Genomic DNA, 26476 nt, shown 5'->3' with positions numbered 1-26476 from the left:
TTTTATCAAGAAAGGAAGTTATGATAATGTTAAACTACTTGGGCATTCAGATAGGCTCTCTTTACTTTCCTACTAGTATTCTTCTTATTACACTTCTTGTATTAGCCGGCTTTTTTATTTATTTCTTTTCTAGAAGAAGAAAAAAACGACAGCAGTCACGTGATCATAATGAAAAAGCGTGAAGCCAAGCTCCACGCTTTTTCATTATTTACGGGATTCTTTTTGCAAAGGCGATTTTTCAATGGAACGCGTAAACCGGTAAACATCAAGTTCTTGTCCTACTTCTGAAGGCAAATAACCAAACGTTGTGAAGCTGTCCACAGATTCTGGCTCAAGCGATAGAGACAATAAATTGTTTTGCGGCTGAGACGTTAAAAAGACGTAGCTTTCTTTTGGGAACGTCACCGTTTTTGACTTGACGATTGTTTGCACGTCCACATTTGGTTTATTTTCGTAGACTTCATTTTCAATGCGGCTGCTGACATTATACGCTTCTACTGAAAGAGCCGTTTCTTTCGTTAACTTGAAGCCTTTTACGCCTTGTCCCTTCAGTTTTTCTGCTAACTCTTCATGTCCCGGTTTTAAAAGGTAAGCAGTCGGACGTTCGCGGACAAGCGTCGGTGTTGCTTTCTTTGCACTGTAGTACGTCACAGGAATTTCTTTAACAGACGCGCTTTCTACATCGACCATTTCTAACGTAGAGTTTGGTATTTTTTTATTTTCACTGTTCACCACAATTGGATCATGATCATTTGCATTTTTTCCTTTTTTGACAAGCGCCGCTTTTTCTTTGGCAATCAGCGCTTTAATTTGTTTGGCGTGATTGGCTGTTTGTGTAATCAGCTTTTCTTGTGTAGCAATTTGCGCACTCACTCGCCGCGGAAAATCTTCTCGACCAATGCCGATTCCTCTGCTTTCGACTAAAAATGAAAACGATGGATACAAGCCTAGTGAGTTTCGGCCGATTCGCGGTTCAACTGAGCCTTCTTCTACTTCCAGCTGCCCTTGTTTATTCACTTGAGACGTATAGTATACTTCTCCTGAATAGCCTTGGTTTTCAATGGCTGTAAGCGTACTGTTCACAAACAGCTCATCCGACACGTCGCGAATGTTCTGCGGAATATTTAAGTTTCGACCGGACTGCAGTAAAATGTCGTGATACTTCCACACGCCTTCTTTACCGATATTTTTAAATCCGCTGCTGTAAGGCGTATATTCATGAGCGTCGATGACGACTTCTGGTGAAAAACGGTTAAATTCAGCTCGTACGCTCTGTACTTCTGGGCTTTCAAGCTTTATGTAGTCGCGGTTTCCGTCTAAATTATTTGCTAGCTGACGTTTAAATGCATAAGATCCGTCAGGATTAATGCGCGGCACAATGACAATGTTGACTTTATTTAACACATCTTTTCCAAAGTCTTGTGTCAAACGCGTTGCAACGGCGAGTACGGATTCACCGCTTGCCGGTTCATTACCATGAATTTGACTTTGAAGCCAAATCGTTGGCTTTTTAGATGTCTTTCCATCAGCAAACTTCTTTTCCTTTGAAAAATATAGAGCTGGAATGTCTCGCCCTTGCTGTGATTTACCGATAATCTTCAGCTTTACGTACGGACTTTTATGAGCAAGCGTTTGAACATAGCTCATCATTTCTTCTTGAGTCGTAAATGCGTCTTGCCCTTTCAGAAATGCCGGCGTTTCTTCATTCACCTTTATTTCCGGATAAAGCGCTCTAATTTTTTCCGGCTGACTGTAGTCTTTTCCGTAATAAGGCACCTCAGCTTGTACCGCAAGCGGCGACAGCAATAATCCAATTGACAAAATCGCCGGCACGGCCGTTCGTTTTACAGTTTTTTTCATTCATTTACTCCTCCCCATCCCCTTGATTAGACATTTTAAATTTTTAAAATATTTAAAATGTTACATAAATAATTATACCGTTTAAGGAAATAACTTCAAGATAAGGGAGCTGAACCTTTTTGACTATTTTTAATGTATCAAATGAGTGCATTTATATAAAAAAGGATTGAGACATAGCAGAATCAATTCAATCTGAAGACAAATAATCTGGATTAACAATTCGGACTTCTTGTTCAACTGCAGTTGATTTCCGTGCAAGGCTTCGCTTTCCGCGGGCGGCCGATGAGCCTCCTCGTCGCTTGCGCTCCTGCGGGGTCTCACCTGTCCCGCTTTTCCCGCAGGAGTCTTCACCTTACCCTCCAATCAACTGCTAGAAAGAATGAAACACATGAAATATACGTTCACCCTAACAAAACAACGAACCCCTAATCAAACATGTTGATCAATGGTTCATTTTTCCCTTCGGCTAAAATACATTTGGTCCAGCCTCTCTTTTATGTATGAACTGCTATAAACTTTAGCCCTTCATTGAGCCCCCACTGTCCGTAATTTAGCTGCACATACTCCATGCAGCTATTGATCATTTCTTTACAGATTCTAACGTCTCTAAATCATATCGACCAATTTCTTTGTTATTTCTTGTAATGACGAGCTTTCCATGCCTCGCAACTTTTTGGAGGTTTTTTAATTTCTGATCGGAAGGAGCGAGAGGCATTTCTTTGTTTTTAACAGTCGCACCCAGATCGTAGTGCACATCGACCTTTCCTTTTTTCATATAGTTAAACTCTTCAATAAAAACTCTCTCCATCAGGAAAGAGTTACTCTATCACAAAGTCCGCTTCTGCTTTTACCACTCCGTTTACAATAACAGAAAGCGTATGCGTACCGCTGTAATGTTTTCTTGTACTTAAATCTTTAAATCCATGCTTTTTTGTGACGGTAAGCGTTTGGCCTGCTTTTGCTTGAACATTTTTTAGCATAAACACTTTTTGAGTGCGGTTTCCTTTTGCTTTTACGTAATGAATTCCATACTCTATGCGAAGCGGCATGGGTTTTTCCACGGATAGCTCAAATGAAAAGTCAATGCTATCACCGATTGTAATCGTATGTGGATGTAAGCCAAGACCTGTGACAATTACGCCTGGGTCATCTCCATAGCCAAAAAGAGACAGAGCTTCAGAATCGCCTTTTTTCAGCAGTGAACGGCACGCGTGTTTAACAATCCAGTCGGTTTTAGCGTCTTTTCCGTACCAGCTTTTCATCACATCAAGCATCCAATCTTTTTCTATGTACGAAATATCGTTTAAATGATTGGCTACGCTTTTGCGGACATAGAGCGATTCATCGCGTTTTAACTGCTCTAAAATCGGCAGCGTTTGTTTTGGATCCTGCTTTAACGCAGGTACTGATTGTCCCCACGGAAGTCTAGGTCGGCTCCCTTCGCTTGCTAATCTGCGAATATGATGGTTTTCATCTCCTGCCCACTCAATCATTTGCTGGAGCATTCGTTTTTGATCTTGAATTAAAAATGGACGCACCGCAAATTCTGATGTGGAAAACGGCGTAAAAAACGCGAGTGCTTTTATGGAAGCTTCCCAATCGTTTAATCCGTAAAGTTCAACGTAATCTGGAAAAACCGTGCCTTGAAGCCCTCCTACCGTTGGAGCCGCTTTATATAAAATATGAAGTGCTTCTTCATAATCCGCCGGCAGCACTTCATGCATGGAAAGCGTAATTCTTCTCATGCGCTCTTTCAGCGCTAAGTTTTCCCAGTCCTGTTGAAAAACCAGCTCATGAAACGCTTTTTGATCAAATGAGCTCATTTCACGTGAAAAAGTATCGCTTAAGTGCGTAATCAACTCTTCATTAAATACGCTTTTACGTAACTCTTCAGCCATACCTATCCCTCTTTTCCAGGCAGTATTTTATTTTCTTTTGAATAAAGCGCCCGCTCGTACATGCCTTTTTTAAAAATTTGCATAAACAGCTGTTTGTTTTTGACTTCTTTGAATCCGTACTGACTGTACAAACCGTGAGCATCTTTTGTCGCTAGTAAAATTTTTCGTACGTGTTGAATCGGCTGATAGCGAATCATTTCTTGTACCAATGCTTTTCCAAGGCCGTTGCCTCGCGCGTGCGGAAGAATAAACACATCCGCCAAGTAAGCAAACGTCGCAAAATCTGAAATAATCCGTCCAAACCCTACTTGTTTATCGCACTCATCATAGACGCCAAAACAAACGGAGTGTTCAATAGACGTTTGAACAAGGTGAAGCGGAATTCCTTTTGCCCAGTACGATTCATGATGAAGGTACGAGTAGATGACATCTATATCAAGCTTTTCTTTATCTGTATGTATGGTAAACTGATGATTTTCTTTCATGCTGTATCCTCCTTGCTTCTCTATCATAGCACAAATGTTCGCCATAGAAAAAAGCCTTTTATAGAGAAAAGGCTTTTTTCGTTAGTATGATATTTTTTTAGAAACGGAAGGATTTTTTCGATAGCGTCTTCCGACTAAGTAAATAAGCGGACTGCCAATAATCGTCGGCAAAAACCAATAAAAAAGAGGCGGAAGCATATTTAACAGCGGAATACTGTCTCCAATATTCACAAGCAGCGCGGTAACCGCTCCGATATAAGACCCCAGCATCCCGCGAATATGATGCTGAAGCCAGCTCTTCCATTTTTGCTTGCGTGCTAAGTACCCGTATACCGCTAATCCGTATGAAAACACCGCAATATAAAATAAATAGGCAATTTCATTCCATTTCCAAATCGCTAACATGATAGCTGTAGCGGCTAGGGCTGCGTAAACACCGTGGTACACTTCTCCCCATTTGGTATGCCCTCCTTTTTTCTTAGCCGCTAGCATGGACACCGCTCCTGAAAGCAAACAAATCATTCCGAGTCCAATATGGATACTGAGTATAACTTCAAATAAATCCAATACGCTCTCTCCTTTTACGCACTTTTCTCTTATATCTTCGGCTAGCATACTTATTTTTTAACAAAATATCCCTATTTTCTTTCCAACTCTTTACTTACATGATGCATATGCTCCACGTTAAAAAGCGCATACTAGCTGTAGAAAAGGAGGCGGATGGATAGTGGAAAAAGCTCGAATCAGCGGATGGCAGCTGTTTGTGTTAATTACGCTCTTTGAGATTGGCAGTGCCTTTTTAGTCGGCTTAGCTATGGACGCTAAGCAAGATGCTTGGATTGCTATTTTAGTTGGTATGATCAGCAGCTACGCACTCATTTTTATGTATTATCGCTTGTACCGCTATTATCCGCATTTAGCGCTGACGGAGTATATCGAAAAAATTATTGGAAAAGTGCCGGGACGCATACTTGCTTTTCTTTATGTATTATATTTTGCGAATGGAGCCGCGCGGGTGCTGCGCGATTTCGGTGCGATGCTTCTCACTTTCGTCTATCCCGATACGCCGCTTTTTATGGTGAATGCTTTACTGATGCTCGGAATTACCTATACGATTCATAAAGGAATTGAAGTAATGGCACGTTCGGCAGAACTGCTGTTTTTCTTCATTTATATACTCGCCGTCGCTGGCTTTATTCTTATCTTTGTTTCTGGCCTTCTTGATTTTTCAAACCTAAAGCCCATGCTTGAAAACGGCATTGTGCCGGTACTGAAAGTTGCCTACAGCCAAACGCTTTATTTTCCTTTTGGTGAAGTGATTGTATTTTCCATGATTTTCCCGTATACAAAAAATGTGAAAAAAACCGCTCTGATTGTATTCAGCGCAATCACGTTAAACGGTATTAATCTTATGATCACAATGATTGTGAATATAGGTGTGCTGGGCGTTACCTTAACGTCGAGGTCTGCTTTTCCACTTTTAAGCACCGTTCAAAGCATTCAATTTGCAGGGTTTTTAGAGCGGCTTGATGTATTTTTCATGGTGGCTTTAATTACTGGCGGCTTCTTTAAAATCGGTCTGTTTTTCTACGCCACCGTGCTAGGTCTTTCTCACGTGTTTGAGCTTAAAAACCCGTCACCGCTTGTATTTCCAATCGGCTTGGTCATTTTGTTTTATTCATTGTCTCTTGCTCAAAACTATTTCGAACATATATATGAAGGGTTAAACATCATTCCGTTCACTTTACACCTTCCGTTTCAAATTGTCATTCCTGCTTTTTTACTAGTGATCGCATTTTTGAGAAATCGAAAAAAAGTACAGTCCGTCACTGTGAAAAAGACCGCAGAAAATTCGTAATATGTCCATTTCTCTATTGGATTTAATCTCCTAAAATTATACAATATAGTCAAGAAGCCAAAAGGAGAACCAATATGATTGGATTAATTCTTTCTATTTTAGTATTTAACGTTCTTGCTTTTAAAACAAACAAGCGCTTCACAGCAAATCAAATTGTACACATTTGGATGTTCACCATTGCTGCTCAGCACATCTTTGACGTCTTTATTAATTTCAAATTTCACGGCTACTGGTATTTTACACAAGAGACGGACTGGCAAGGTATTTTTGCTTATACCGTTCTCATTCCGCCTGTAAACATGCTTTTTCTTACCTACTATCCCCTTGCTGGGAAACTCACAAAAAAAGCCGCCTATATTTTATTTTGGTCGGTTGCTGTTTTACTTTATGAAGTAGTGGCTCTTCTCCCTGCTCCTTGGGGTTATTTTCACTACGGATGGTGGACGTGGTGGTATTCGCTTCTGCTAAATCCGCTGCTGTTTTGGATGGTGGTGCAGTATTACCGGTGGGTGTGTAAGTTGGAGAGGAATTCTAGACCAATATAAGCAATCAATGAAAGAACAGCTTTTCTGCAAAAGAAAAGCTGTTCTTTGATGAAATCTATTATTTTAAAGCACTATCCTTCTTCTCCCTCACGAACTCCACCACAGGCCCGACAATAATACAAATCCCTGCGATAATCAGCCAGCCAAACGCCAGATACGTCCAACCTTTAAAAAAGGAAAGCGTATATTGATAGCCCGTTAAAAACATCACGCCTGGAAACAAGAGGACAAATAAGAATGTAAGTCCCAGCGCCCAGCGCGTACATAGCTTTGCGTCTTTATTTAACTGTTGTTGTGGATCCATACGCCACTTCCTCCCTTAATGGTTCATCTCCATGTTCATCAAAGCTTTTGAATTTGTCTTTTAGTTCATCAAAGTCAAATTCTTTTTTAGCAAGCAAGCCGTGTCCAATTGATATGACCCCACTGATGATAAAAACGGTAGAATTTCCAATAAGCATTGGATACAGTCCGCCAAGGGCTTCCACATTAATGTGACCATTAATCACGTAAGCAGATGTGTTCCATGCGATAACGCCTCCGATCATTCCTAACAGCGCGCCGTAAAATGCACCTGTGTTCGTCGCTTTTTTCCACATCAGTCCAAGCGTGACGGGAATAACGGCTCCGCTGACGAAAATACCCATGGCCATATACACAAACCCAAGGCTAATTCCTAAGTAAAACAGTAAAATGGAAAACACGCCCATCGCCAGCCCAAAGCCAAGCGTCACTTTTCGCGACGTGCTTAAGATTTTTTTACTGCTTGCTTTCGGGTTGATAGAACGCAGGTAAATGTCCGTTACGATAATATTCGTGATCGCCGTTAATTCAGCCGCTCCTGTCGACATTACTGCCATAAACAGCATCGTTAAAAACAAAATAGAACCTAGATTTCCAAGCACGTATGACGCCATAACGGGTGCAATGGAATCTGGTGAATCAACCGCAATTCCAAGACCAGCGGCACTTACGCCAAGGAAAGTGGCAACGGCAAAGGGAATCGAAAACCAGGCAATTCCGCCGTAAATATACGCTTTTGAAGCAGCGCTGTTTTTACTTGCGATGGCACGCTGCCAGTAAGCTTGATCCACAAAGACCGTACCGAAGTTCCCGATAATATTAATCATCCCAAACAAAAGGCCCGGCACCGATGCCATCGTAAGCATATGCTGTGACGAAGGCAGATTTTTCAGCCCTTCGTACACGCTTGTTACGCCGAACTTATAATAGACGGCAGCAGCAAAAATAAATAAAATAATGAAAATAAAAACAGTGTTAAAATAATCAGCAACAAATGAGGCTTTTAAACCGCCAATCATGGTGTAGATGGTAAACGTAAGAGGAATTAAAAAAGCGGCAACAAAAATATTCATCCCAGTAAGAGAGTTTAAAGCAATGGCTCCTCCTAAAATAACCATGGCGGTCACAATAATATTTGTCATAAGAGCAAAGCCAAGCATTAAACGATGATTTTTCACGTCGAAACGCTGTGCAATAAATTCTAAAAACGTATGAGCGTTCGGTGCTTTTTTCTTCAGGTTAATCGCTACAATGGCAAACAGCAAAATTTGAATGCTTGCTCCCGCTGCGTACCAATACGGTCCGCTAATTCCGTACTGATAGCCTGTGGATGAAGACATCATTAACGTAGCGGCCCATGTCCACGCGGCGATAATGGATGCACTCGCCAGCCCAACGCCTACATTTCTTCCGGCTGTACTAAACTGCTCAGCCGTCATTTCCTTTCCTTGACGGCGCTGCATCATGATTGTGACGGCTGTAAATCCTCCTCCAAAAATCAGTAAAATCAAATACCCGACGCTTGATGAAAGCATCTTATCCCTCCTCTTTCTATAAATGTTAGATTTACTAACATTAATATGTAAATAAAAGTAACATTTGTTAATAAAATACCACGTCGTAAAATTATTAACAATACTGTATTTTCTGATTATTAAAGAGTATAATTAGATATTTTCTCCTTTCACACACAAAAAAGCCGGCACATTTGCACCGGCTTAAGCATAAATTTTCGTTTTCATCGTGTGCTATTTCCTCACATGAATGGTCTGATTAATAAAAAACGACAGCCACTCGGGCTGTCGTTTTTTTATTATTGAGATACCATTACTTTTTGGCGAACGTGCTCTAAATGATCACGAACCGCTTCTGCTGCTTCTTCTGGCTCTCCATTTTTAATCGCTTCAAAAATGCGTTCATGGTCAGCATCCGTTTGCTTGCGATTTTCTTTTTGGCTTTTATTTAACGAATAAGCAAGCGCTTTTCGATATAAATGCCCTAAATCTTCTACGGCATGAAGAAGGAATGAATTATGAGCTGCTTTCACGATATCATGGTGAAAACGATAGTCTGCTTCATGTCCAATTTCTTCACTGTTATGAACCGTCTTTTTAAATGCTTCTAACGATTCTTTAATTTCAATCAGTTCTTCATCTGTGCGGCGCATCGCGGCTAAGCTTGCTGCCTGCGACTCAATGATAATACGCATTTCAATTAATTCAAGAACCTGATCTGCTTCAACCATTTCAAACGTCATTGGATCAAGCATGCCCACTAAGTTTACACGCTTTACGTAGCTTCCTCCGCCTTGTCTTGATTCAATCAATCCACTGGCAGAAAGAACGCTTAGCGCTTCACGAATCGGTGCGCGGCTCACTCCAAACATTTTTGACAGTTCATGTTCCGACGGTAAACGAGACTCTGGCGGGAACGTTTTCTCTTTAATCATCTTCTTTAATTGATCAAGCACTTGACTAGATACTTTTTTACGCTCAATAGGTACAAACATACTTCTATTCCTCCTCCAAGTAATTATCTCTCTCTCTTTTTTTAGTGTTCATCGGACCCAGATTAACTATGTGTATTCCGATTTATGTAAACGCTTCAATCTTTGTATTACAAGTATACATTATTTCAATTCAAATGTGTTGATAAAATTTTACTATTATTGTTATTATACCATGAAAACAAGTTATAAATGAATAACGATTCATGGTTTTTTGATATAATACCACTATCTTACATATAATCCGTATACAATCATAATCGCCGCATCCGCTAGCGCATGACTGATGATGGCCCCTTTGATACCATATCGCTCTCTTATATACGCCCACATCATACCTGCTGAAAAGACGCCTATTACCGAGATCATATTAAACGGAAATACGAAAACAGGAAGGATAATCAATACGTGATAAAGCGTATAAAAGCTTGATGTAACAGCGCTTGAAGCAAGTACAGAAACATGCTTTTTCACTTTATTTTGTATATACACCCGCCAATACATTTCTTCTAAAACAGGATTAATAAAAATTAAAACGACGGATAAAACGATAACTTTCCACCCGCTAAATCCCCATATTTGCAAAACCGCTTGCATATCTTTCACATGAAAGATTTTACCAGAAAAAAGCAGGCTGCTTCCAATTATCGCAGCGGCACATAGAATTCCGCTGAGTGTTCCCACATACAGAGATTTCTTTGTAAGCGCTACCTTAAAGTTAATTTTATTATTCGCATATAAAATCATAAACATCCAGCCGTAAAAGCAAACAAATGTTACCAACACATTTTGGATAAGCCACAAACCGAAAAAAACAAAGATTGTAGGCATGAACAGCAAAAACAAAAATTTTATCACGTTTATGGCGCACCTTCTTTAAAAGCCGCTTTTCTTTTACCAAGTAAACCTTTCGCATTCAAAAGGTTTACTATCTTTTATCTTATAAAAGTCCAGTGGTATTTTCAATTATTTTTTAATTCTTGCTCCAGCTCGCGAAGACTTTCTGCCAGCTTTTTCTTTTCTTTTTCAAAGTGAGCATCGTCTTTAAAAGCTGAAGCTAAAGGCGCTGCCTCTTCATTTTCTCTTAGCCAATCCGGCGTCAATTCTCTGCGAACGACACGCTTTTTATTGACGTAGGAAATCGGCTTTTCAGTCTGTTGACTCGCTAGCGTACGCTGTGATGTTACATAATGCTTATGAAAAAGATGCTGTTTGATATAGGCAAACGCTCGAATCGTATCACCACTGTATTTAGGCACGTAGTGATCGAATGCTTCATGCAGTCCTGATAGCGCCGTTTCTAGTGGTATTTCGCTTTTTGCGACTTCGTACATATGCTTTAAATCACTGGCTGAAGGATACATCCCTCGGTTTCTTCTAGCGATAAAAGCAGCTTCCAACCTTTGGACGTAAGCGTCATCCGCATCTTCTTCTCTTTTTATTTGATTTGTATTTTCTGCTGTAGTCTCTGTTAATGACGCCGTCACTGTGACTGGCTCCGCTGCTTCAATTTGACTAGCCCTTTCTGTCAAATTGACATCTTCGAGCTCTTCAAATTCATCGCTTGGCATAAGCTTTTCTAATTGCTCATAATCAATTCTATACCAAACCGTATTATTAAATTTAGAGCGGTTGTATTTTCCTTTTATAATTAACCCTTCTTTTTCAAGCTTTGAAATGATGCGTTGAATCGTTGAAAGCGACCAAAATGGAAACTGCTGCAGCCACTGCTGATTGGTATTGTATACCCACGTATATCCGTCCTGGACGTTTACGCTTTTTTCAAGCCAGTAGTGAAGCTGCTGAAGAAACAGCGCTCCGTTCACTCCTACTTTGACTGCAAGCGCCGGCAGTACAAGTAACGGCTGGTCTTTTAATAATAATTTACTCATTACGTCATCTCCTTTGTTATGTAAAATAGCTACTATATATATACAAAGAAAACGGAAAAACGGGGATATCACCTTTAAATTTATGTTAAAATATAGAAAAAAACGAGGTGAGCAGATGATACGTCAAGGGAGAATTGGTGATGAAGCGGGCATTGCCCACGTACACGTAGAAAGCTGGAAATCGACTTATAAAGGACTTGTTCCGGATTCTTTTTTACATTCGTTGAACGCTGAAAAACGAAAAGCCATCTGGAAAAAGCAGCTGGAATCAAATTCTGTTTTCGTTGCAGAAGAAAACGGTCAAATCGTAGGCTTTGCTTCTTATGGTAAAGAAAGAACCAACAAGCATCCTTCCTATACCGGAGAACTGTATGCCATGTATTTACTCACAGAGCATCAGCGAAAAGGAATTGGCAAAGCGCTTATGCATAAAATAGCGCAAGAGCTTGTAGACCGTGATATACATACGATGCTCACATGGGCTTTTGAACAAAACAGCGCCTGTCAATTTTATGAAGCGCTTGGCGGAAAAAGAATCGATCGCGCCGACGTTATCATTGATGGTACATCTCTATCTGAAGTGGCTTTTGGGTGGGACACGCTTGAAAATTTGTAGGACAACTCTCTGGACAGATTTTTTTCTTCACGGTAAACTGTTTAGTTGGTATAAAAAGAAAGGATGACTTACCGTGACGAATTCTACTTATCGAAACATTATTTTGCTCGTTCTTTGCGTAACAGCAGGTATCGTCGATGTAATTGGCTACTTAAGCCTTGGCCATATCTTTACTGCAAATATGACGGGAAACATCGTGCTGCTTGGGTTAGCAATCGGAAACTCGCTTGAAACAACTGTTTTTCATTCCCTCACAGCTTTAGGAGGTTTTATTGTAGGAGTTGTAGGAGCTGCAATCCTAGTTGGAAACAAAGAAAAAACGTTTTGGCCTAAAGCCGTAACGATTGCCCTTGGAATAGAAGGATTGATTTTACTTGTTTTTGCACTTTTATCTTCGTTTTCTTCTTCTTTACACTTAACTTACTTATTTATTTTCTTATTAAGCTCAGCAATGGGTCTTCAAACAACGGCTGCTCGAAAGCTTGGCGTAGCCGGAATTTCTACAACTGTATTAACAGGGACGCTTGCTAACTTCTTTGAAGACGTAACGGCACGTTTTCGCAGCTCTCGCTACCGCAAAACGTTTAACACCGATGCGATTCTTCGCGCGCTGTCTCTTGTGCTTTACTGCTTTGGCGCTGTTATCGCCGCACTTGCAGAGCCTGCTTATAAATTTGAAATTATTTGGCTGCCAATTGTGATTCTATTAGCCATTATCATTTTTGTCAGCACAAAGTTTCGCTCTGATTCAGAAAAATAATAATAAAAGACCCGTTTCGATAAAGAAACGGGTCTTTTATTTTCCGGATAGTGCCGCTAACACGCCAAAAATAATGGCGACCACAGGTCCTACAATAAATAGTCCAATTAAAATCGATCGTATAGCTTCCCATAGAAACCATAAAGGGCCTTGATTAGACTCTGCTTCTTTCACTCTTTTCTCTAGGTGTTCGACTCTTTGCTGAAGCTTCGCTAATTCCTGCGTAACATCTATTTGTTCGCTCATCGCTCAAGCTCCTTTTCACTCTACATTACCATATACTTCCTTACCAAAACTACTATTTATTTGTGATCACTTCAATGCCGATTTCGCGATAAGCATTTAACACGGTTTCGTTCACATGTTCTTCTGTAATGAGCCAATCTAGTGAGTTGGCTGAGCTGAACGTGTACGTTGAAGACGTATTGAGTTTTTTAGCTGTTACAATAGCCGCTACTTCACTCGCGCTTTTTATCATTTGACTTTTGATGTGCATTTCTTCAAGCAAAGGAATGCTCATACCGATTTTAGGATCGATTGCGTATACGCCTAAAAAACAAAGATCCGCTCGAATTTGCTTAAGCGTATCAACCACGCTTTGTCCTACCGTGACCATCGATTCTTTTCGAAACGTTCCTCCAAGAGAAACAACTTCTACAAAGTCATGTTCCGCTAGTGCAACGGTAATTAACGGACTGTTTGTAATAACCGTAACGTTTAAATTCTTTGGAAAAGCTTTGACAAGCTGAATATTTGTTGTACTTCCGTCCATCAAGAGCACCTGCCCGTCTTTAATTAACGGAAGCGCCGCAACGGCAAGTGAATGCTTAACATCCATCAATTCACGTTTACGCTCTTTGTAATCAACCGCAGACGTGGAACGCGGAAGCGCTCCTCCGTGTACGCGCTGCAGCAAACCGAGCGCATCCATTTCCCGCAGGTCTCTGCGGATTGTATCTTCTGAAACGTTCAGCGTTTGGCTAAGCGTCGTAGCTACAATGCGCCCTTCTTTTTCAAGCAAATTCATAATTTGTTTGCGTCTTTCTTGTTTTAACATTGCTTGTTCACCTGTTTTCTTTCTGCTTTTTACTTTATTATACTTGTTTCTTTTGTAAAAACAATGTAAAAACGCTTGATTATCAGTGTTTTTTCGTTTATTGTAGGATAAACAAGATAAAACACGCAAAAACAAGTAATAATAGTCAAAGGGAGAGATAGTTTATGAAGATGATTTTTACAGACTTAGATGGAACTCTTTTAAATAGCAGCAGTGAAATTAGCACAATTAATGCAGAAGCAATTAAAAAAGCGCAAAAACACGGAGTTGAAGTCGTGGTTGCTACGGGGCGCGCTTATTTCGACGTGCAGGAAATTTTAAAAAAAGCTGAGCTTTCCAACCTTTGGGTGATTGCCGCAAACGGAGCGACTATTCATGACCCGGACGGACAGCTCAGACATTCTGTTCCAATTGATGCCCATCACGTAAAAGAAGCGCTTCAGTGGCTGGATGCAAACGAATTTTATTATGAAGTGTTTGCTGAACATGCCATTTATACGCCAAACTCAGGCCGTGAGCTGCTGGCCATTGAAATTGACCGAGTAAAAAGCGCCAATAAAAACGTGGACGAAGAAAGACTTCATCACGCGGCGGCTAAGCAGTACAGCCAAACGGGATTTGCCTTTGTTGCATCGTATGAAGATATTTTAAATACAAACGCTGAGCTTTATAACGTATTGGCTTTTTCATTTGATGATGAAAAACGAAAAAAAGGCTGGGATCACTTTAGCAAGCAGCACGACATGACCCTTGTCTCTTCCGCTGATCATAACTTTGAACTTGAACACAAAGACGCCTCAAAAGGAAACGCATTAAACTACGTTGTAAAAGAGGTTGGCGCTTCTCTTCACGATACCATTGCCATTGGAGACAGCTTTAACGACGTATCGATGCTGCAAAGAGCTGGAAAAGGAATCGCTATGGCAAATGCGCATGCAGAAATTAAAGCACTAGCTGATGACGTTACATTAACAAACGATGAAAACGGAGTAGCTTCCGTTATTGAAAACGTGTTAGAAACGCAGCTAAAAGCACATTAAAAAAACGCTTGGCGTATGCCAAGCGTTTTTAAATGGTCATGCGATAAAGACCGACAAACCAGCTGAATAGCGCAACGAAAAACAGCAGCCACGCGCTGGTTTTCTTTCTTTTTTGCCACTCAATTGCTCCTAAAACTAGCATCGTTAAGCCTAGAAGTATATTTAAAAGCGAAAGGAACTGGTCATTGTGGGTGAGCATCATATAAAGAGCCAGTCCAACGGTAATAATTGAAAAAATAAGCTGTAATGCTTTTAACAAAAAATCTCTTCTTACTTGTAATTCACTTCTTCGTTTACACACGTCACTAAAGGCTTTTTCTCAAGGCCTAAAAGCAGGTTCTGTACGGCTAGATCTGCCATTCGATTGCGCGTTTCGTACGTAGCGCTTCCAATATGCGGCGTTACTAGCACATTTGAAAGCTGCAGCAGCTTGTGATCTGCCGGAAGCGGCTCTGGATCTGTTACGTCCAGTGCGGCATACGCAATTTCTTCATGTTTCAGCGCTTCGTACAGTGCTTCCGTATCCACTAATCCCCCGCGCGCTGCGTTCACAAAATACGCGCTGCTTTTCATTGCTTTAAATTCCGCTTCTCCAAACATGCCTTTGCTTTGATCTGAAAGCGGTACTAAGCATACGATACAGTCAGCTGTGTGAAGCAGTTCTTCAAACGAAAGATATACGGCATCAAGCTCTTTTTCTGCTTCATGCTTGCGGCTTCGGTTGTGGTAAACGATGTTCATCCCCGATGCCTTTGCTCGTCTGGCAACAGCGCTTCCGATATCGCCCATTCCAACAATACCAAGCGTTTTTCCAAATAAATCAACGCCAAATACCGTTTCCCAGTTTCCTTGTTTCACTTTTTCATAGCCTTCATGAATGCGGCGAGCTGCTGACAATAAGAGACCAAACGTTAAGTCTGCCGTTGCTTCTACTAGCACTCCTGGCGTATTGCTAAACGGCACCCCTTTTTTGGTACACGCTTCGACATCTACACTGTCATACCCGACGCCTGATTGAGAAATAACGCGCAGATTCGGTGCTGCTTCTAACAGCTCTTCATCCACTGTAATGTGGCCGATATTAAAAAAGCCGTCAGCATCACGAAGCCAGTCGCGCAGCGTTTCTTGTGGAATCTTCCCTTCTCCTTCCCACATTTGAATATCGCAGTGTTCCGCTAGCTTTTCGTAAGCGTTTGGCCACGTCTTTCCAGACATAACAACTTTGTATTTCCCCATGTTGATCTCTCCTTTTCCTTGTTCACTCATATGTATGAATAGTAACTAGCTATCCTATCATAAGACTACTATAAAGATGAAACTTTTTCCATTCAGGAACCGTATTTATAGTAAGGGGGAATACGAATGTTTGAAGATGAAATGATATTTGAAGATGACCCGTCCGGAGATGACATTGTTTTTGAAGGTGATGCTGACCTAAGCGGAGGCGCTTTTTTTCCAGACGATGCGTTATTTAACGGAATGCCTACGTTTGTTATGCTATTTTTTTTTATTGTTATTGGTATTTTCTTATTTTCTATTTTTAAAGGAATCAGCACGTGGAGCAAAAATGAGCAGTCTCCCCGTCTATCTGTAAAAGCAAAAATTACGGGCAAACGGACAAACGTCCAGCACCACAACAGTCACGCTCACGAACATCACCACTCTCATACGTCTACAACTTACTAACGTAACCTTTCAATTTGAAAGCACCGACCGCTCTGAATTTACTGTTTCAGGCAGCCAGTACGGCAAGCTTGCAGAAGGAGACGAAGGAATACTGACGTTTCAAGGAACTCGTTTTTTGGATTTTCAAAGAAATCTCAGTGAAGAACATACAGATGCTTAGCTTATGACCTCGTGCCTTTAGAGGTCTTTTTTACTGTAATGGAGCATTCATATAGCCAATGACCTAATTGTGCCCTTTTTGCATTGTAGAAGAACGTTAACCAACGTAAAAACATACCGTGTAACACATTCATTTAAGCAGGCAGGTGATTTTATGTATTCTCCTTATTCAGGCAGCGGTATCTACTACGGACATTACGGAGAGGCCCCTCATTCGCACCCTATTCAAACAATACTGACGCAATACTGGCACGAAACACACTATCCAGGCCTACACAAAAAATATGTTCACGTGTATTATCTCAGCCCATCTTCTCTTCATTATTATCCAGCTTATCGAACATTTTTGTAAAAAATTGGTGATTTCCAGACTTTTATATTGTAAAATTAATCCATATACTTTTAATTTGGAAAGGAGGTTAACAAACAGTGCGTAATTCTACAGCAAAAAATAGTGTGGCGATCACCACTTTGCTTTCCGCCCTATTTTTCTGCTCTATCATAGTTCTTGCTTCGCTTTCTCCTTTAGCAGATTCAGGCCCCAACGTTAATACGTTCGGCTCAGTTGGGATGTGGTTATCTCTTGGCATGATTCTATTTTTATATCTATTGCCTTTAGCATTTTATCTGCTAGGAATGCATTTCTTAAAATTTGTGATGGCTGCTTTTTGCAGCATTGGACTTTTAATCGCTGCTAGTACTCTATTACTAATGCCGGCTCTGTTTTTATTTGGACTGGAAGATTTCTCAGGAAACTTAGCTTCCATCATAGGAGTCATGATTTCTTGCTTAGGCTTACTGATTACAAATATTGTGTGGTTTGTTGCTGCGTTTAAAAGACCGTCAGCCACTATGCAGGAAAGCGTTTAAAATGGTGAAGAGATGGCATACTAATTTTTCAGTTAAAGACGAATAAAATGGAGAGATGAGCTGAACCGCTTGTTACACCGCTGTTGATTTCCGTGCAAGACTTCGCTTTCCGCGGGCGGCCGGTGAGCCTCCTCGTAGCTTACGCTCCTGTGGGGTCTCACCTGTTCCGCTTTCCCCGCAGGAGTCTTCGTCTTGCCCTCCAATCACCAGCTAGAAGCAGCCACATACATGAAACTATCAATAAAAAATCCGAACGAATTTCATTCTCTATTAAGGTTCTCCATTCGTCGTTCGGATCTTCCTTCAACTAAAATACGTTTATCCCAGCCGCTTTTTATAGCTCGGTAGGCAAGTAGTGCAAATACATATCCAAGCAGTCTTCGTGCTGAGACAACACGTCCATTGTTTCTTTGCGAGGTTTTGTATAAATAGTCGCATAGTCTACTTCACCCTGTGTAGGATTTACTGGAAAAGCCAGTTTTTCTTTTTTTAGCGAAAAGTCGGCTTGCACTCCTTCTTTATTTCCTCTCGCGTCTAATCGAATCCATTTCTCTTCACTTTTGATGTAGACAGCATTTAACGCATGAATACAGTAGCCTGTGTCTATCGTATCCCCAAGGATTAATCTTTGATAACAAAAGCCTGTCGGAATCCCTTCTGCACGCAGCAAAGCGGCTAGTAGATTAGATTTGCTGTAACAAATTCCTTCCTTTTCTTTTAAAGCCTCTGAAGCCGTTTTCGTGATGATTCTGCTTTGAATATCCCATGAATGAGAAACTTCATCTCTCACAAACTCATACGCTTTTTTTATGTACGCTATTGGAGAATAAGGCGAACCGCTTTTGAGTTCACGTACCTTTTGTTGAATCAAAGAATGTGTAAAATTCACTTCAGGAAGTTCTTGCGTGTAGTCTTCTTTTTTTAACGATTCACAAATTAACTTCATTTACTTTTTTCCTCCTCTTATCTTCACTGTATGTTTTTTTATTCATAATATTGAATTTTATTACATATTTTTATATAATGAAAGACCACTTAAACGGAAAACGATAGTAGATACGAGATTGAAAGAGGTTTTGTTTTTGGTGACGTTATTTTTAACAAATGTGCTGCTCGGTCTTTCGATTGCCCTTCCCGTTGGTACGGTAACGATTGAAATGACGAAGCAAGGTTTAAAAAATGGTTTTCTTCACGGCTGGGTTGTGGGACTTGGAGGCATGACGGTTGATTTGTTGCTAATTGTGCTTCTTTACTCTGGACTGGCTTCTTTTTTGTCTGCTCCTTTTATCCAGCTTGTTATGTGGCTTGTAGGGGCACTTTTTTTACTTTATATTGGCTATGACAGCATTAGACACGCGGATCATGATATAACGGCTCCTGGAGAACACGTAAAAAAGTCGTTTGCCTCTTCTTATGTGAACGGAATCTTTGTTGCGATTTCTCCGAGCAATCTCATTTTTTGGCTGAGCGTGTTTGGGACGGTGCTGACAAATTCGCTTCAAGCCTCTCACTCGTTTCATTTCCTAGTGATTGCTGCCGGAATATTAACGGGAATTTTAATTCATGATCTGGGCTTAATGACAATTGTCTCTGGAACTAGAAAAGTGCTGAATCAGCTTTATATCAAATGGGTTTCTATTGCAGCTGGATGTATCTTAATTGGCTTTTCATGCTATTTTCTCTACCAATTTATCGGGAATCTGCGCATGTACTTTTAATGTTTCTACATATTTTATGGTCTACTATATCCCCTCTTTATCTAGTATAGAGAGGGAATTTTTATAATCTATCAGGGACTATCAGACAAAAAGTTCACAATTTCGTCACATTTCTATTGATTTTTTTCTCTTTTTATACGAAAATATAAAAAAGGGAGGAAATATCATGAAAATCAAAAAAGCACTTCGCATCTTTATTGGATCAAACGTCCTTGTATTATTAACATTTGGCCTTCTTCCAGCACTGTTAGTTAACCCTGATATTGACCTAATTCAATCATTTATTAATTATATAGGCAAGGATTAATTCCACTTAAAATAGTCAAAATTTTCAATCTATTATTTTTATAAAAAAAGACAGCGCAGGCTGTCTTTTTTAGTAGGTTTTTTATTTAGTTGAAAACAGCTTTTTGACATCTACTTTTTGATCTTTAACAATCGTATACGTCGCTTGTTTTTTATCTTCAAAGTTAAACGCTTTTATGTAGTCATTATCGTAAATCGTTAAGCCGTACGCATCTTTTCCGCTTTCGACGATTTTTACCCAGTACGCCTGGTCAAACTTTGGGTCCAGCTCCTTGCTTTTTTTCACTTCTATTTTTGCCAAAGAATGTACGATTTGCTTTATCTCTTTTTTATCATCTACTACACGTTTTCCTTCGTCCGTATCTATTTCAATACGCGTAACGTTTGCTTCATCTACTTTTATGACGTCTTTTAACTGATAGGCTTTCCCGGTATATGTAAAATAAAATACGATGATAAATAAAAGTGCAGCTATAATAATCGTTCTTTTTTTCAAAAGGAACCTCCTTTTCCGCATCACTCTGCATTCAGGTGATACACCTTTTTATTCCTCCTGTTCCGCATCCTTTTAGTACAATGCTGCTTCCTACAAGTAAACTATAGATTAATCCCGGAACAGGAAGTATTAACGTTATCATCAACAGTAACATGCCCGTACTTGTAAGAGCTACTCGTGCAGCTCGATTTTTCATTCATTTCACCGCCATCTCTTGGTGAATTTTTTATATGAAGCAATAGAAATAGTATTAATCTTCTACCTACTTATGTATTGTTCGCTTATAGGTCAGAATCGTCAACACGCCTACTAGGAAGATCGTTGCTTCACATTACCTTTTTTTACTAACTTATGATTTATGAAATAAAAACAGCTCATCTACTGTTGCTCCCAGTTCTTGGGCCAGCTGGAAAGCCAGCGCTAAGCTTGGATCATACTTATTGTTTTCAATTGCATTAATCGTTTGTCTAGATACGCCGCATACTTTCGCCAGTTCATCTTGAGACATCCGCTTAACTTTACGCAGTTCTTTAATTCGGTTTTCCACCATTCATCACTCATCTCTAAAATGTAAAAAACTTTTTACATCCATATCTTATATTATCTTCCTTGTTACTGTCAAATATGTTTGACAAATTAATGTCTCTTACCTACCTAAAAAAGAGATTGAGATATAACAAAATTAATTCAATCTAAAGACGAGCAAACGGGATAAATGATTGAGGATGAATCCCGCGGTTGCTTTCCGCAGGCGGCTGCTGAGCCTCCTCGTCGCTTACGCTCCTGCGGGGTCTCACCTAGTCCGCTTTTCCCGCAGGAGTCTTCGCCTTGCCCTCCAATCAACCGCTAGAAGCAACGAAATAGATTAAGCACATGTTCACCATCACAATAAAAAAACCCGAACAAATTTGATTCTTCATTAAGAATCTCAATTCATCGTTCGGATCTTCCTTCAACTAAAATACTTTTGTCCTGTCCATTTTCCCCTTATTGTTATACATTTATTAAAATTAGTTAAAAACCCCTCACTTCTTACTTTTCTATAATGCCTACAACGAACAAAAACACTGCTAATGAAAGCATCCAAAAGTTTAAAACAACTCCGCCAATAATTGAATACCATTTTTTCGACACAGACGCAAAAACAATGCCCACCAGCGAAAGAATCCCCAGCACTGCAATATCGACATACATATTCACACCGGGACCTCTTCTTACCATAAAAAATGAAAAGCTGATGATTACTAGTATAAAAGAAAGCACGCCGTACTTATTCATGTAAACACCCTCACTTTTACATATTTACAATAATTATACATAATAAAGAGTAAAAAAAGCACAAATTCATTAAAAGAGAACTTGTGCTTTTTTTATATCATTTTATTTTTCGTAAAAATTAAAGCTCCTTACTCATATTAAACCACTGCACGCCTGCATGCTGGGACTGCGCAACTCCTTGATTCACATATCCGTTTTTTTCATAAAACGGAATCAATTCTTCTTTACATGTTAAAGTCACCGTTACGCGCTGTTTGTTCCGCGCTTGTTTTTCAAACTCTTTTAGCAGCATACTGGCAATTCCTTTATGATGATGCTTGGGGTTTACAACGATACCTAAAATACTTTGATGACCACCTGTTTCAGGGTTCGAAATCGTTTTTTCAAACAAATCATCCGTAATAAACGGAGCTGAAATGACGGGTCCGTTCACATATCCAATTATTTCGTCATTTTCTTCAGCGATGATAAACGTATCAGTAATGGTTTTGATCCGCGTGATAAATGCATCTTTTGAGGCAGCTTCATCAGGTGTAAACCCTTTGTTTTCTAACGTAATTAATTGGTTTAAATCTTTTTCATCCACTTGTCTTATAATCATTGAAACGTTTCCTTTCATTAAAAGCTACTATTCTCTTTCTCTCTTTCTACTATATATAAAAACGCACAAACAAAAAAGGATTGACCTCTGCATCATACAGAATTCAACCCTACTTCGCTGTTTAATGAACGTCTTGATTATTTAATAAATGCACCAAATGGCTTGCCCACTGGAAGCACAACTCGACCGTAGTGAGTATTTAATACAGCCGCTGCAGATCCATAGAATGAAAACAGAGCAATTAATAGCTCTGAGACTGCTGCTAGTAAGTGCGTGTATTCATATGCCACACCAAATGTACTTAGCGATAATCCAATAAATAAAAAATCAATTAACACAAAAATAATAAATAATACTTTATGAGTGCCCATTGCTCCAATCGTCATAAAAACGCTGAAAATTAAGTAGCCGACAAAAGCAAATGCTAGCTGCTTCGGATCCGCTTCTTTTGCGAGCGCTTCTCCAAATGCTCCAAGCTGAATAAGCCATGTCATAGCTACACCTAGCCAAAATAAACCGAAGGCACCAAAAGCCGTTGCGCCGAAGGTATTATTATGTTTGAAATCTTGCATAGACGCGATTAGCTGCCCTATTCCGCCTAAAAAAATCGCCCATGGCAATACCAATGAAACACCATCGGTTACCCCAAGCTTTTGAAACGATGCAACAAGTGTCACCATGGCAAGTCCGAATAGGCCTAGCGCTGATGGATCAGCTGTTACAATTTTAACGTGCTGCGTGCTGTTGTTACTCATGTTGTACCTCCCTGATTTTAAAAACACCTTTAAAAAGATACAAAAATCTAAGGGAAGTGTCAATGGATATTTTTGGCCTTTAAAAAACCCATAAGACCAAGCAATGTAGCGTTTACACTGCTTGGCCTTTACTTTCTTGTTATTAAGCGTTTTGTAATAAATTTTTTCTTGTTTGTTTTGCAGACTCAACCATCACTTTTAAAGCTTCCACCGTCTCGCTGATTCCTCTTGTTTTAAGACCGCAGTCGGGATTAATCCAAAACAATGCAGGATCAAGCACTTTTAGAGCGCGGTCAATGTTTCGTGTCAGCTCTTCAAGCTTCGGTACGCGCGGGCTGTGGATATCATATACGCCAAGTCCAATTCCCTGGTTATACGTATGTTTTTCAAACGCATAAATTAATTCACCATGGCTTTTGGACGTTTCAATGGAAATCACGTCGGCATCAAGCGCTTTGATCGCATCAATAATCTCTTCGAATTCCGAATAGCACATATGCGTGTGAATTTGCGTCTCGTTTTGCACCGATACTGTGGCTAATTTGAACGCGTACACCGCGGCGTTCAAGTAGCTTTCCCAGTTTTCTCGTTTTAACGGCAGTCCTTCACGCAGCGCCGGTTCATCTACTTGAATCATTGAGATGCCCTGACTTTCAAGTGCTTCCACTTCTTTTCTAAGAGCAAGCGCAATTTGATTTGCCACGTCGTAGCGCGGGATATCATCACGCACAAATGACCAGTTTAAAATCGTAATCGGCCCCGTCAGCATTCCTTTAACAGGCTTATTGGTTAGAGACTGTGCGTAGACCGTTTCTTTGATCGTCATCGCCTGCTCGTACGAGACATCTCCGTAAATAAGCGGCGGCTTCACGCAGCGAGAACCGTATGATTGCACCCAGCCAAACTTCGTAAACTGAAAACCTCCTAATTTTTCACCGAAGTATTCAACCATGTCCGTGCGCTCAAACTCTCCGTGCACAAGGACATCTAAGCCGATGTCTTCTTGAATTTCAATCCATTTTTTGATTTCAGCGTTAATGTACGCTTCATATGCTTCATCGCTTAACTCTCCTTTACGCCACTTCAGACGCTCTTTTCGCACTTCTTTTGTTTGCGGAAAGCTTCCAATTGTTGTCGTTGGAAGAAGCGGCAGTTGAAACGCTTCTTGCTGAACGCGTTGACGTACGTCAAACGACGCTTGGCGCTGTGCTTTATAGCTGTGCAGCTGCTTCAGCTCTTTTTGCACGTCTTGATGGTTTCGAAAAGATGATCCATTTAATGCTTGAATCGCCTGTTTACTTTCACTTATTTCTTTTTCTATTGCTTCTTTTCCTTGCTGCACCGCTTTTGTTAAAAGCGTGATTTCCTTTAGCTTTTCATCTGCAAAAGACAGCGCGTTTTTTAGAATTGGCTCAATGGTTTTTTCGCTTTTCACCGTGACAGGAACATGTAATAAACTTGATGAAGGCTGCAGAATCAAACGGTCTTTTGATACGGCTTCTTCAATTTCACTGATTGTTAAAAGCTGTTCGTCCAAGTTTTCACGCCAAATGTTTCGTCCGTCAATCACTCCTGCTGCCAGCACTTTATCAGTTGGAAACCCATATTTATTAAGCGCCGTGAGATTTTCGCCTCGGTCATGTACAAAATCCAATCCAATTCCGTGAACAGGAAGAGCAACTACTTCTTTATAGTAATCTACGCTGTCAAAATACGTCTGCAAAATGACTTTTACATTCGGTGCCGCTTTTTTCAAAGCTTCATAGACTTCTTTATACAGTGCCAGGTCTTCTTTTGATAGCGTTGTAGCTAAAACCGGCTCATCTATTTGTACCCACTCCACGCCTTCTGCCTGCAGCTCCGCTAAGATTGTTGCATAAAGAGGAACAAATTGTTCAACTACTTTTTTAAACTCACTTTTTTTATATCCTTTTGACAGCTTCACAAATGTTACTGGACCTAAAATAACGGGTTTGCCTTTGATATTCAGCTTTTGTTTTGCTTCTTTGTAAAATTGAAGCGGGCGATTTTCTACAAGTGCTGGCGTACATTCCTCAAGCTCGGGTACAATGTAGTGATAATTTGTGTTAAACCATTTTGTCATCGTAGAGGCTACCGCACCTTTTGTTCCTCGGGCGATGTCAAAATACGTTTCAAGGGATACCGGGCCTCCGCTATATTCAAAGCGCTTTGGCACCAAACCAAACATAGCGGCTGTATCTAACACGTGATCGTATAAGCTAAAATCGCCGACTGGAATTAATTCAATTCCTGCGTCACGCTGTTTTTTCAGATGCCCAAGACGAAGAGCTTCAATTTCCTGAAGAAAGATATCTTTCTCTAGCTTTCCTGCCCAAAACTGCTCAAGCGCTTTTTTCCATTCTCGTTTTTCACCAATTCTTGGATAACCTACATTTGAACTTTTTACACTGCTCATTTTTTCCACTCCCTATATATTTTTTTATCGCTAAACTAAAAAATCTCCCTTTTCGAAATGAAAAGAGAGATGATACGCATACTTAACTAAAGTTGAGATAGCCTGTTTTTCTCAACACGTATTCCTCACTCCTCTCTATATCCCGTAGAGCTTAAGTGCATACAACAGGCAGGTCTCCTGACTTAGGTTCATCGCTTCCTATCCCTTCCCATTTCAACATGAAACAGTGGTTAATAAGTTGCTCTCCATTACAGTGGCGGGACCGCGCCGGCTTTTCACCGGTCTTCCCTTTTAAGCTGCGTACATTCGTTACACAGCACCTGATGCATTTCTATGAAATTGTTCATTCAAAACATATTCACATAAAATAAAAAGCCTCTCTATCATGAATAGAGAGGCATAGTATCTATGAAATCCTCTCTTATTTTTCAAAGCTGTACGCTTTGCAGGATGTAGCACCTTTTTAACAAGATTGTTAAATGGTTGCCGGGCTTCACAGGGCCAGTCCCTCCGCCTCTCTCAATAAGAGTTTTAATTGTTTATAATATTTTGAATGTAGAGTCATCTTAACACCTTACATTTATGTTGTCAAAAGAAATTTCAAAAAAATTAGTTTTCAGGAGGCGTTGACGCTAATTTTTGCCTTAATAATTTGTAATCATCTTTTCGATGTGTTTCGATCAAGTCTTTTGCTCCTTGATGATACCCTGAAGAATAGATGTACTCTACCGCCGTTTCGATAAGCATTCTCTTTTCTTCCGCACATTCTCGGTCCATTAGGGGGAACAGTCTACCTAAAAGGTCATTTAAATCTTCCTTAATAAAACGATTGAGTCCTTCTTGCATCTTTTCGTTTGCCATGATAGCTCCTCCATTTGCTGTGTATGTTTTAAGCCTCTATAAACACGCATTTCACTGTGAATGTTAAGATAAAGTTAAGTCATTAAACAGTATATCAAGTGAATATTTTTCTTCAATTACATATGTAATACAAATATATGACAAATATAGAGAATATATCATCATTCACTATCTATTATAACGCTTGACTGGGCCTTCTGCTACAAGGTTTCGTACGGTTTTCCAAAAGAGGTTGAGACATAACCAAGTGAATCCAATCTAAAGGCAAATGGGATACATGAGCTGAATCGCTTGTGACACCGCAGTTGATTTCCGTACAAGACTTCGCTTTCCGCGGGCGGTCACTGAGCCTCCTCGTCGCATAAGCTCCTGTGGGGTCTCACGTGTTCCGCTTTTCCCGCAGGAGTCTTCGTCTTGTGCTCCAATCACCTGCTAGAAAGACCTATACACATGAAATCTACGTTTACCCTAATAAAAAAATGAACCACT

The 26476-nt window shown here is 40.1% G+C and carries 36 protein-coding genes, 1 pseudogene and 2 riboswitches; of the genes and pseudogenes, 11 read left to right on the top strand and 26 right to left on the bottom strand.

The genetic code is table 11. The annotated features are described in order from the left end of the window. Positions 1 to 26 precede the first annotated feature (26 nt). On the top strand, positions 27 to 182 hold the full coding sequence (locus ACWATA_RS06960) for a hypothetical protein (protein WP_168761077.1): 156 nt from the start codon (positions 27 to 29) through the stop codon (positions 180 to 182). Between the two features lie 22 nt (positions 183 to 204). Here ACWATA_RS06960 and ACWATA_RS06955 read toward each other — a convergent pair whose 3' ends face one another. The 5 genes from ACWATA_RS06955 to ACWATA_RS06935 form a co-directional block, all read right to left on the bottom strand. Then, the gene (locus ACWATA_RS06955) at positions 205 to 1860 is read right to left on the bottom strand and encodes a M14 family metallopeptidase (protein WP_473049691.1); all 1656 of its coding nucleotides are present in this window, start codon (positions 1858 to 1860) and stop codon (positions 205 to 207) included. A 580-nt stretch (positions 1861 to 2440) separates the two neighbouring features. After that, a complete protein-coding gene (locus tag ACWATA_RS06950; protein WP_028414698.1) occupies positions 2441 to 2635 on the bottom strand; it encodes a hypothetical protein in 195 nt (64 codons plus the stop codon). A 43-nt stretch (positions 2636 to 2678) separates the two neighbouring features. Next, positions 2679 to 3758 (bottom strand): DNA alkylation repair protein, encoded by a 1080-nt coding sequence (locus ACWATA_RS06945; protein ID WP_325077070.1) that lies wholly within the window; start codon positions 3756 to 3758, stop codon positions 2679 to 2681. Between the two features lie 2 nt (positions 3759 to 3760). After that, positions 3761 to 4243 (bottom strand): GNAT family N-acetyltransferase, encoded by a 483-nt coding sequence (locus tag ACWATA_RS06940; protein WP_098113644.1) that lies wholly within the window; start codon positions 4241 to 4243, stop codon positions 3761 to 3763. A gap of 81 nt (positions 4244 to 4324) precedes the next feature. Further along, entirely contained in the window at positions 4325 to 4810 is a 486-nt protein-coding gene (locus tag ACWATA_RS06935; RefSeq protein ID WP_047750315.1) for a hypothetical protein, read from the bottom strand. Positions 4811 to 4970: 160 nt separating this feature from the next. On the opposite strand from ACWATA_RS06935, the gene ACWATA_RS06930 reads away from it, so the two are divergent. Next, the gene (locus ACWATA_RS06930) at positions 4971 to 6101 is read left to right on the top strand and encodes a GerAB/ArcD/ProY family transporter (RefSeq protein ID WP_473049689.1); all 1131 of its coding nucleotides are present in this window, start codon (positions 4971 to 4973) and stop codon (positions 6099 to 6101) included. Between the two features lie 74 nt (positions 6102 to 6175). Next, positions 6176 to 6646: a hypothetical protein gene (locus ACWATA_RS06925; protein WP_165636364.1), complete on the top strand. Its 471-nt coding sequence runs from the start codon at positions 6176 to 6178 to the stop codon at positions 6644 to 6646. A 58-nt stretch (positions 6647 to 6704) separates the two neighbouring features. Here the strand turns inward: ACWATA_RS06925 and ACWATA_RS06920 are convergent, their stop codons facing one another. The 5 genes from ACWATA_RS06920 to ACWATA_RS06900 form a co-directional block, all read right to left on the bottom strand. Further along, a complete protein-coding gene (locus ACWATA_RS06920) occupies positions 6705 to 6950 on the bottom strand; it encodes a hypothetical protein (protein ID WP_050690391.1) in 246 nt (81 codons plus the stop codon). Beyond that, positions 6925 to 8484, bottom strand: coding sequence for a sodium:solute symporter family protein (locus ACWATA_RS06915; RefSeq protein ID WP_473049688.1), 1560 nt, complete (start codon positions 8482 to 8484; stop codon positions 6925 to 6927). Before ACWATA_RS06915 ends, ACWATA_RS06920 begins: the two co-directional genes overlap by 26 nt. Positions 8485 to 8762: 278 nt before the next feature. Beyond that, a complete protein-coding gene (locus ACWATA_RS06910) occupies positions 8763 to 9458 on the bottom strand; it encodes a FadR/GntR family transcriptional regulator (RefSeq protein WP_473049687.1) in 696 nt (231 codons plus the stop codon). A gap of 225 nt (positions 9459 to 9683) precedes the next feature. After that, positions 9684 to 10313 carry a CPBP family intramembrane glutamic endopeptidase gene (locus ACWATA_RS06905; protein WP_473049686.1) on the bottom strand — a complete coding sequence of 210 codons (630 nt, stop codon included), beginning with the start codon at positions 10311 to 10313 and terminating at the stop codon, positions 9684 to 9686. A gap of 104 nt (positions 10314 to 10417) precedes the next feature. Continuing rightward, the gene (locus ACWATA_RS06900; protein ID WP_473049685.1) at positions 10418 to 11347 is read right to left on the bottom strand and encodes a hypothetical protein; all 930 of its coding nucleotides are present in this window, start codon (positions 11345 to 11347) and stop codon (positions 10418 to 10420) included. A 115-nt stretch (positions 11348 to 11462) separates the two neighbouring features. Between ACWATA_RS06900 and ACWATA_RS06895 the strand changes: the two genes are divergently transcribed. Further along, on the top strand, positions 11463 to 11963 hold the full coding sequence (locus ACWATA_RS06895) for a GNAT family N-acetyltransferase (protein ID WP_473049684.1): 501 nt from the start codon (positions 11463 to 11465) through the stop codon (positions 11961 to 11963). A 73-nt stretch (positions 11964 to 12036) separates the two neighbouring features. Beyond that, the gene (locus ACWATA_RS06890) at positions 12037 to 12723 is read left to right on the top strand and encodes a YoaK family protein (protein ID WP_473049683.1); all 687 of its coding nucleotides are present in this window, start codon (positions 12037 to 12039) and stop codon (positions 12721 to 12723) included. A gap of 36 nt (positions 12724 to 12759) precedes the next feature. Here the strand turns inward: ACWATA_RS06890 and ACWATA_RS06885 are convergent, their stop codons facing one another. After that, positions 12760 to 12969, bottom strand: a complete 210-nt coding sequence (locus ACWATA_RS06885) for a hypothetical protein (protein ID WP_473049682.1) — start codon at positions 12967 to 12969, stop codon at positions 12760 to 12762. Between the two features lie 52 nt (positions 12970 to 13021). Beyond that, the gene (locus ACWATA_RS06880) at positions 13022 to 13780 is read right to left on the bottom strand and encodes a DeoR/GlpR family DNA-binding transcription regulator (protein WP_014458988.1); all 759 of its coding nucleotides are present in this window, start codon (positions 13778 to 13780) and stop codon (positions 13022 to 13024) included. Between the two features lie 164 nt (positions 13781 to 13944). On the opposite strand from ACWATA_RS06880, the gene ACWATA_RS06875 reads away from it, so the two are divergent. After that, positions 13945 to 14820 carry a Cof-type HAD-IIB family hydrolase gene (locus tag ACWATA_RS06875; protein ID WP_028414709.1) on the top strand — a complete coding sequence of 292 codons (876 nt, stop codon included), beginning with the start codon at positions 13945 to 13947 and terminating at the stop codon, positions 14818 to 14820. Between the two features lie 28 nt (positions 14821 to 14848). Here ACWATA_RS06875 and ACWATA_RS06870 read toward each other — a convergent pair whose 3' ends face one another. Both ACWATA_RS06870 and ACWATA_RS06865 read right to left on the bottom strand, forming a co-directional pair. Further along, positions 14849 to 15079 carry a DUF3953 domain-containing protein gene (locus tag ACWATA_RS06870; RefSeq protein ID WP_049165787.1) on the bottom strand — a complete coding sequence of 77 codons (231 nt, stop codon included), beginning with the start codon at positions 15077 to 15079 and terminating at the stop codon, positions 14849 to 14851. A gap of 11 nt (positions 15080 to 15090) precedes the next feature. Next, the gene (locus tag ACWATA_RS06865) at positions 15091 to 16056 is read right to left on the bottom strand and encodes a 2-hydroxyacid dehydrogenase (protein ID WP_047750302.1); all 966 of its coding nucleotides are present in this window, start codon (positions 16054 to 16056) and stop codon (positions 15091 to 15093) included. 126 nt (positions 16057 to 16182) lie between these two features. On the opposite strand from ACWATA_RS06865, the pseudogene ACWATA_RS06860 reads away from it, so the two are divergent. The 3 genes and pseudogenes from ACWATA_RS06860 (at position 16183) to ACWATA_RS06850 (ending at position 17535) form a co-directional block, all read left to right on the top strand. Further along, a pseudogene (locus ACWATA_RS06860) lies at positions 16183 to 16666 on the top strand (DUF2500 domain-containing protein). A gap of 153 nt (positions 16667 to 16819) precedes the next feature. Beyond that, a complete protein-coding gene (locus ACWATA_RS06855; RefSeq protein ID WP_473049681.1) occupies positions 16820 to 17017 on the top strand; it encodes a hypothetical protein in 198 nt (65 codons plus the stop codon). A gap of 77 nt (positions 17018 to 17094) precedes the next feature. Beyond that, on the top strand, positions 17095 to 17535 hold the full coding sequence (locus tag ACWATA_RS06850) for a DUF5391 family protein (protein ID WP_430077922.1): 441 nt from the start codon (positions 17095 to 17097) through the stop codon (positions 17533 to 17535). A gap of 72 nt (positions 17536 to 17607) precedes the next feature. Here ACWATA_RS06850 and ACWATA_RS06845 read toward each other — a convergent pair whose 3' ends face one another. Further along, positions 17608 to 17742 (bottom strand): hypothetical protein, encoded by a 135-nt coding sequence (locus ACWATA_RS06845; protein WP_255293408.1) that lies wholly within the window; start codon positions 17740 to 17742, stop codon positions 17608 to 17610. Positions 17743 to 17869: 127 nt separating this feature from the next. Next, positions 17870 to 18481 carry a transglutaminase-like domain-containing protein gene (locus ACWATA_RS06840; RefSeq protein WP_165636351.1) on the bottom strand — a complete coding sequence of 204 codons (612 nt, stop codon included), beginning with the start codon at positions 18479 to 18481 and terminating at the stop codon, positions 17870 to 17872. A gap of 139 nt (positions 18482 to 18620) precedes the next feature. Here ACWATA_RS06840 and ACWATA_RS06835 point away from each other — a divergent pair, with 139 nt between their 5' ends. Both ACWATA_RS06835 and ACWATA_RS06830 read left to right on the top strand, forming a co-directional pair. After that, complete coding sequence (locus ACWATA_RS06835; RefSeq protein WP_321202032.1) at positions 18621 to 19253, top strand: LysE family translocator; 633 nt, start codon at positions 18621 to 18623, stop codon at positions 19251 to 19253. Positions 19254 to 19419: 166 nt separating this feature from the next. Further along, complete coding sequence (locus tag ACWATA_RS06830; protein WP_013058226.1) at positions 19420 to 19560, top strand: hypothetical protein; 141 nt, start codon at positions 19420 to 19422, stop codon at positions 19558 to 19560. An 81-nt stretch (positions 19561 to 19641) separates the two neighbouring features. On the opposite strand, the gene ACWATA_RS06825 is transcribed toward ACWATA_RS06830, so the two are convergent. The 10 genes from ACWATA_RS06825 to ACWATA_RS06780 form a co-directional block, all read right to left on the bottom strand. Then, the gene (locus tag ACWATA_RS06825; protein WP_034264365.1) at positions 19642 to 20055 is read right to left on the bottom strand and encodes a DUF5301 domain-containing protein; all 414 of its coding nucleotides are present in this window, start codon (positions 20053 to 20055) and stop codon (positions 19642 to 19644) included. 31 nt (positions 20056 to 20086) lie between these two features. Further along, complete coding sequence (locus ACWATA_RS06820) at positions 20087 to 20251, bottom strand: hypothetical protein (RefSeq protein ID WP_165573570.1); 165 nt, start codon at positions 20249 to 20251, stop codon at positions 20087 to 20089. A gap of 153 nt (positions 20252 to 20404) precedes the next feature. Continuing rightward, positions 20405 to 20605, bottom strand: a complete 201-nt coding sequence (locus ACWATA_RS06815; RefSeq protein ID WP_063247495.1) for a helix-turn-helix transcriptional regulator — start codon at positions 20603 to 20605, stop codon at positions 20405 to 20407. Between the two features lie 137 nt (positions 20606 to 20742). Then, positions 20743 to 20898, bottom strand: a complete 156-nt coding sequence (locus tag ACWATA_RS06810) for a hypothetical protein (protein WP_165636349.1) — start codon at positions 20896 to 20898, stop codon at positions 20743 to 20745. Positions 20899 to 21087: 189 nt separating this feature from the next. Beyond that, positions 21088 to 21333, bottom strand: coding sequence for a hypothetical protein (locus tag ACWATA_RS06805; RefSeq protein ID WP_028414718.1), 246 nt, complete (start codon positions 21331 to 21333; stop codon positions 21088 to 21090). Between the two features lie 118 nt (positions 21334 to 21451). After that, positions 21452 to 21952, bottom strand: coding sequence for a GNAT family N-acetyltransferase (locus ACWATA_RS06800; RefSeq protein ID WP_165636348.1), 501 nt, complete (start codon positions 21950 to 21952; stop codon positions 21452 to 21454). Between the two features lie 119 nt (positions 21953 to 22071). Next, entirely contained in the window at positions 22072 to 22689 is a 618-nt protein-coding gene (locus tag ACWATA_RS06795; RefSeq protein ID WP_048019411.1) for an acetate uptake transporter, read from the bottom strand. A 142-nt stretch (positions 22690 to 22831) separates the two neighbouring features. Then, positions 22832 to 25126, bottom strand: a complete 2295-nt coding sequence (gene metE, locus ACWATA_RS06790; RefSeq protein ID WP_165636347.1) for a 5-methyltetrahydropteroyltriglutamate--homocysteine S-methyltransferase — start codon at positions 25124 to 25126, stop codon at positions 22832 to 22834. Between the two features lie 150 nt (positions 25127 to 25276). After that, positions 25277 to 25465: riboswitch (cobalamin riboswitch) on the bottom strand. 79 nt (positions 25466 to 25544) lie between these two features. After that, positions 25545 to 25655, bottom strand: a riboswitch (SAM riboswitch). 80 nt (positions 25656 to 25735) lie between these two features. Next, positions 25736 to 25987 carry a hypothetical protein gene (locus ACWATA_RS06785; RefSeq protein ID WP_028414722.1) on the bottom strand — a complete coding sequence of 84 codons (252 nt, stop codon included), beginning with the start codon at positions 25985 to 25987 and terminating at the stop codon, positions 25736 to 25738. 258 nt (positions 25988 to 26245) lie between these two features. Then, positions 26246 to 26416: a hypothetical protein gene (locus ACWATA_RS06780; protein ID WP_367076960.1), complete on the bottom strand. Its 171-nt coding sequence runs from the start codon at positions 26414 to 26416 to the stop codon at positions 26246 to 26248. Positions 26417 to 26476: the final 60 nt, after the last annotated feature.

It is taken from the genome of Priestia sp. USM5, assembly GCF_058323215.1.
Note: the sequence above shows the minus strand (reverse complement) of the source record. Positions and strands in the feature narration are given on the sequence as shown.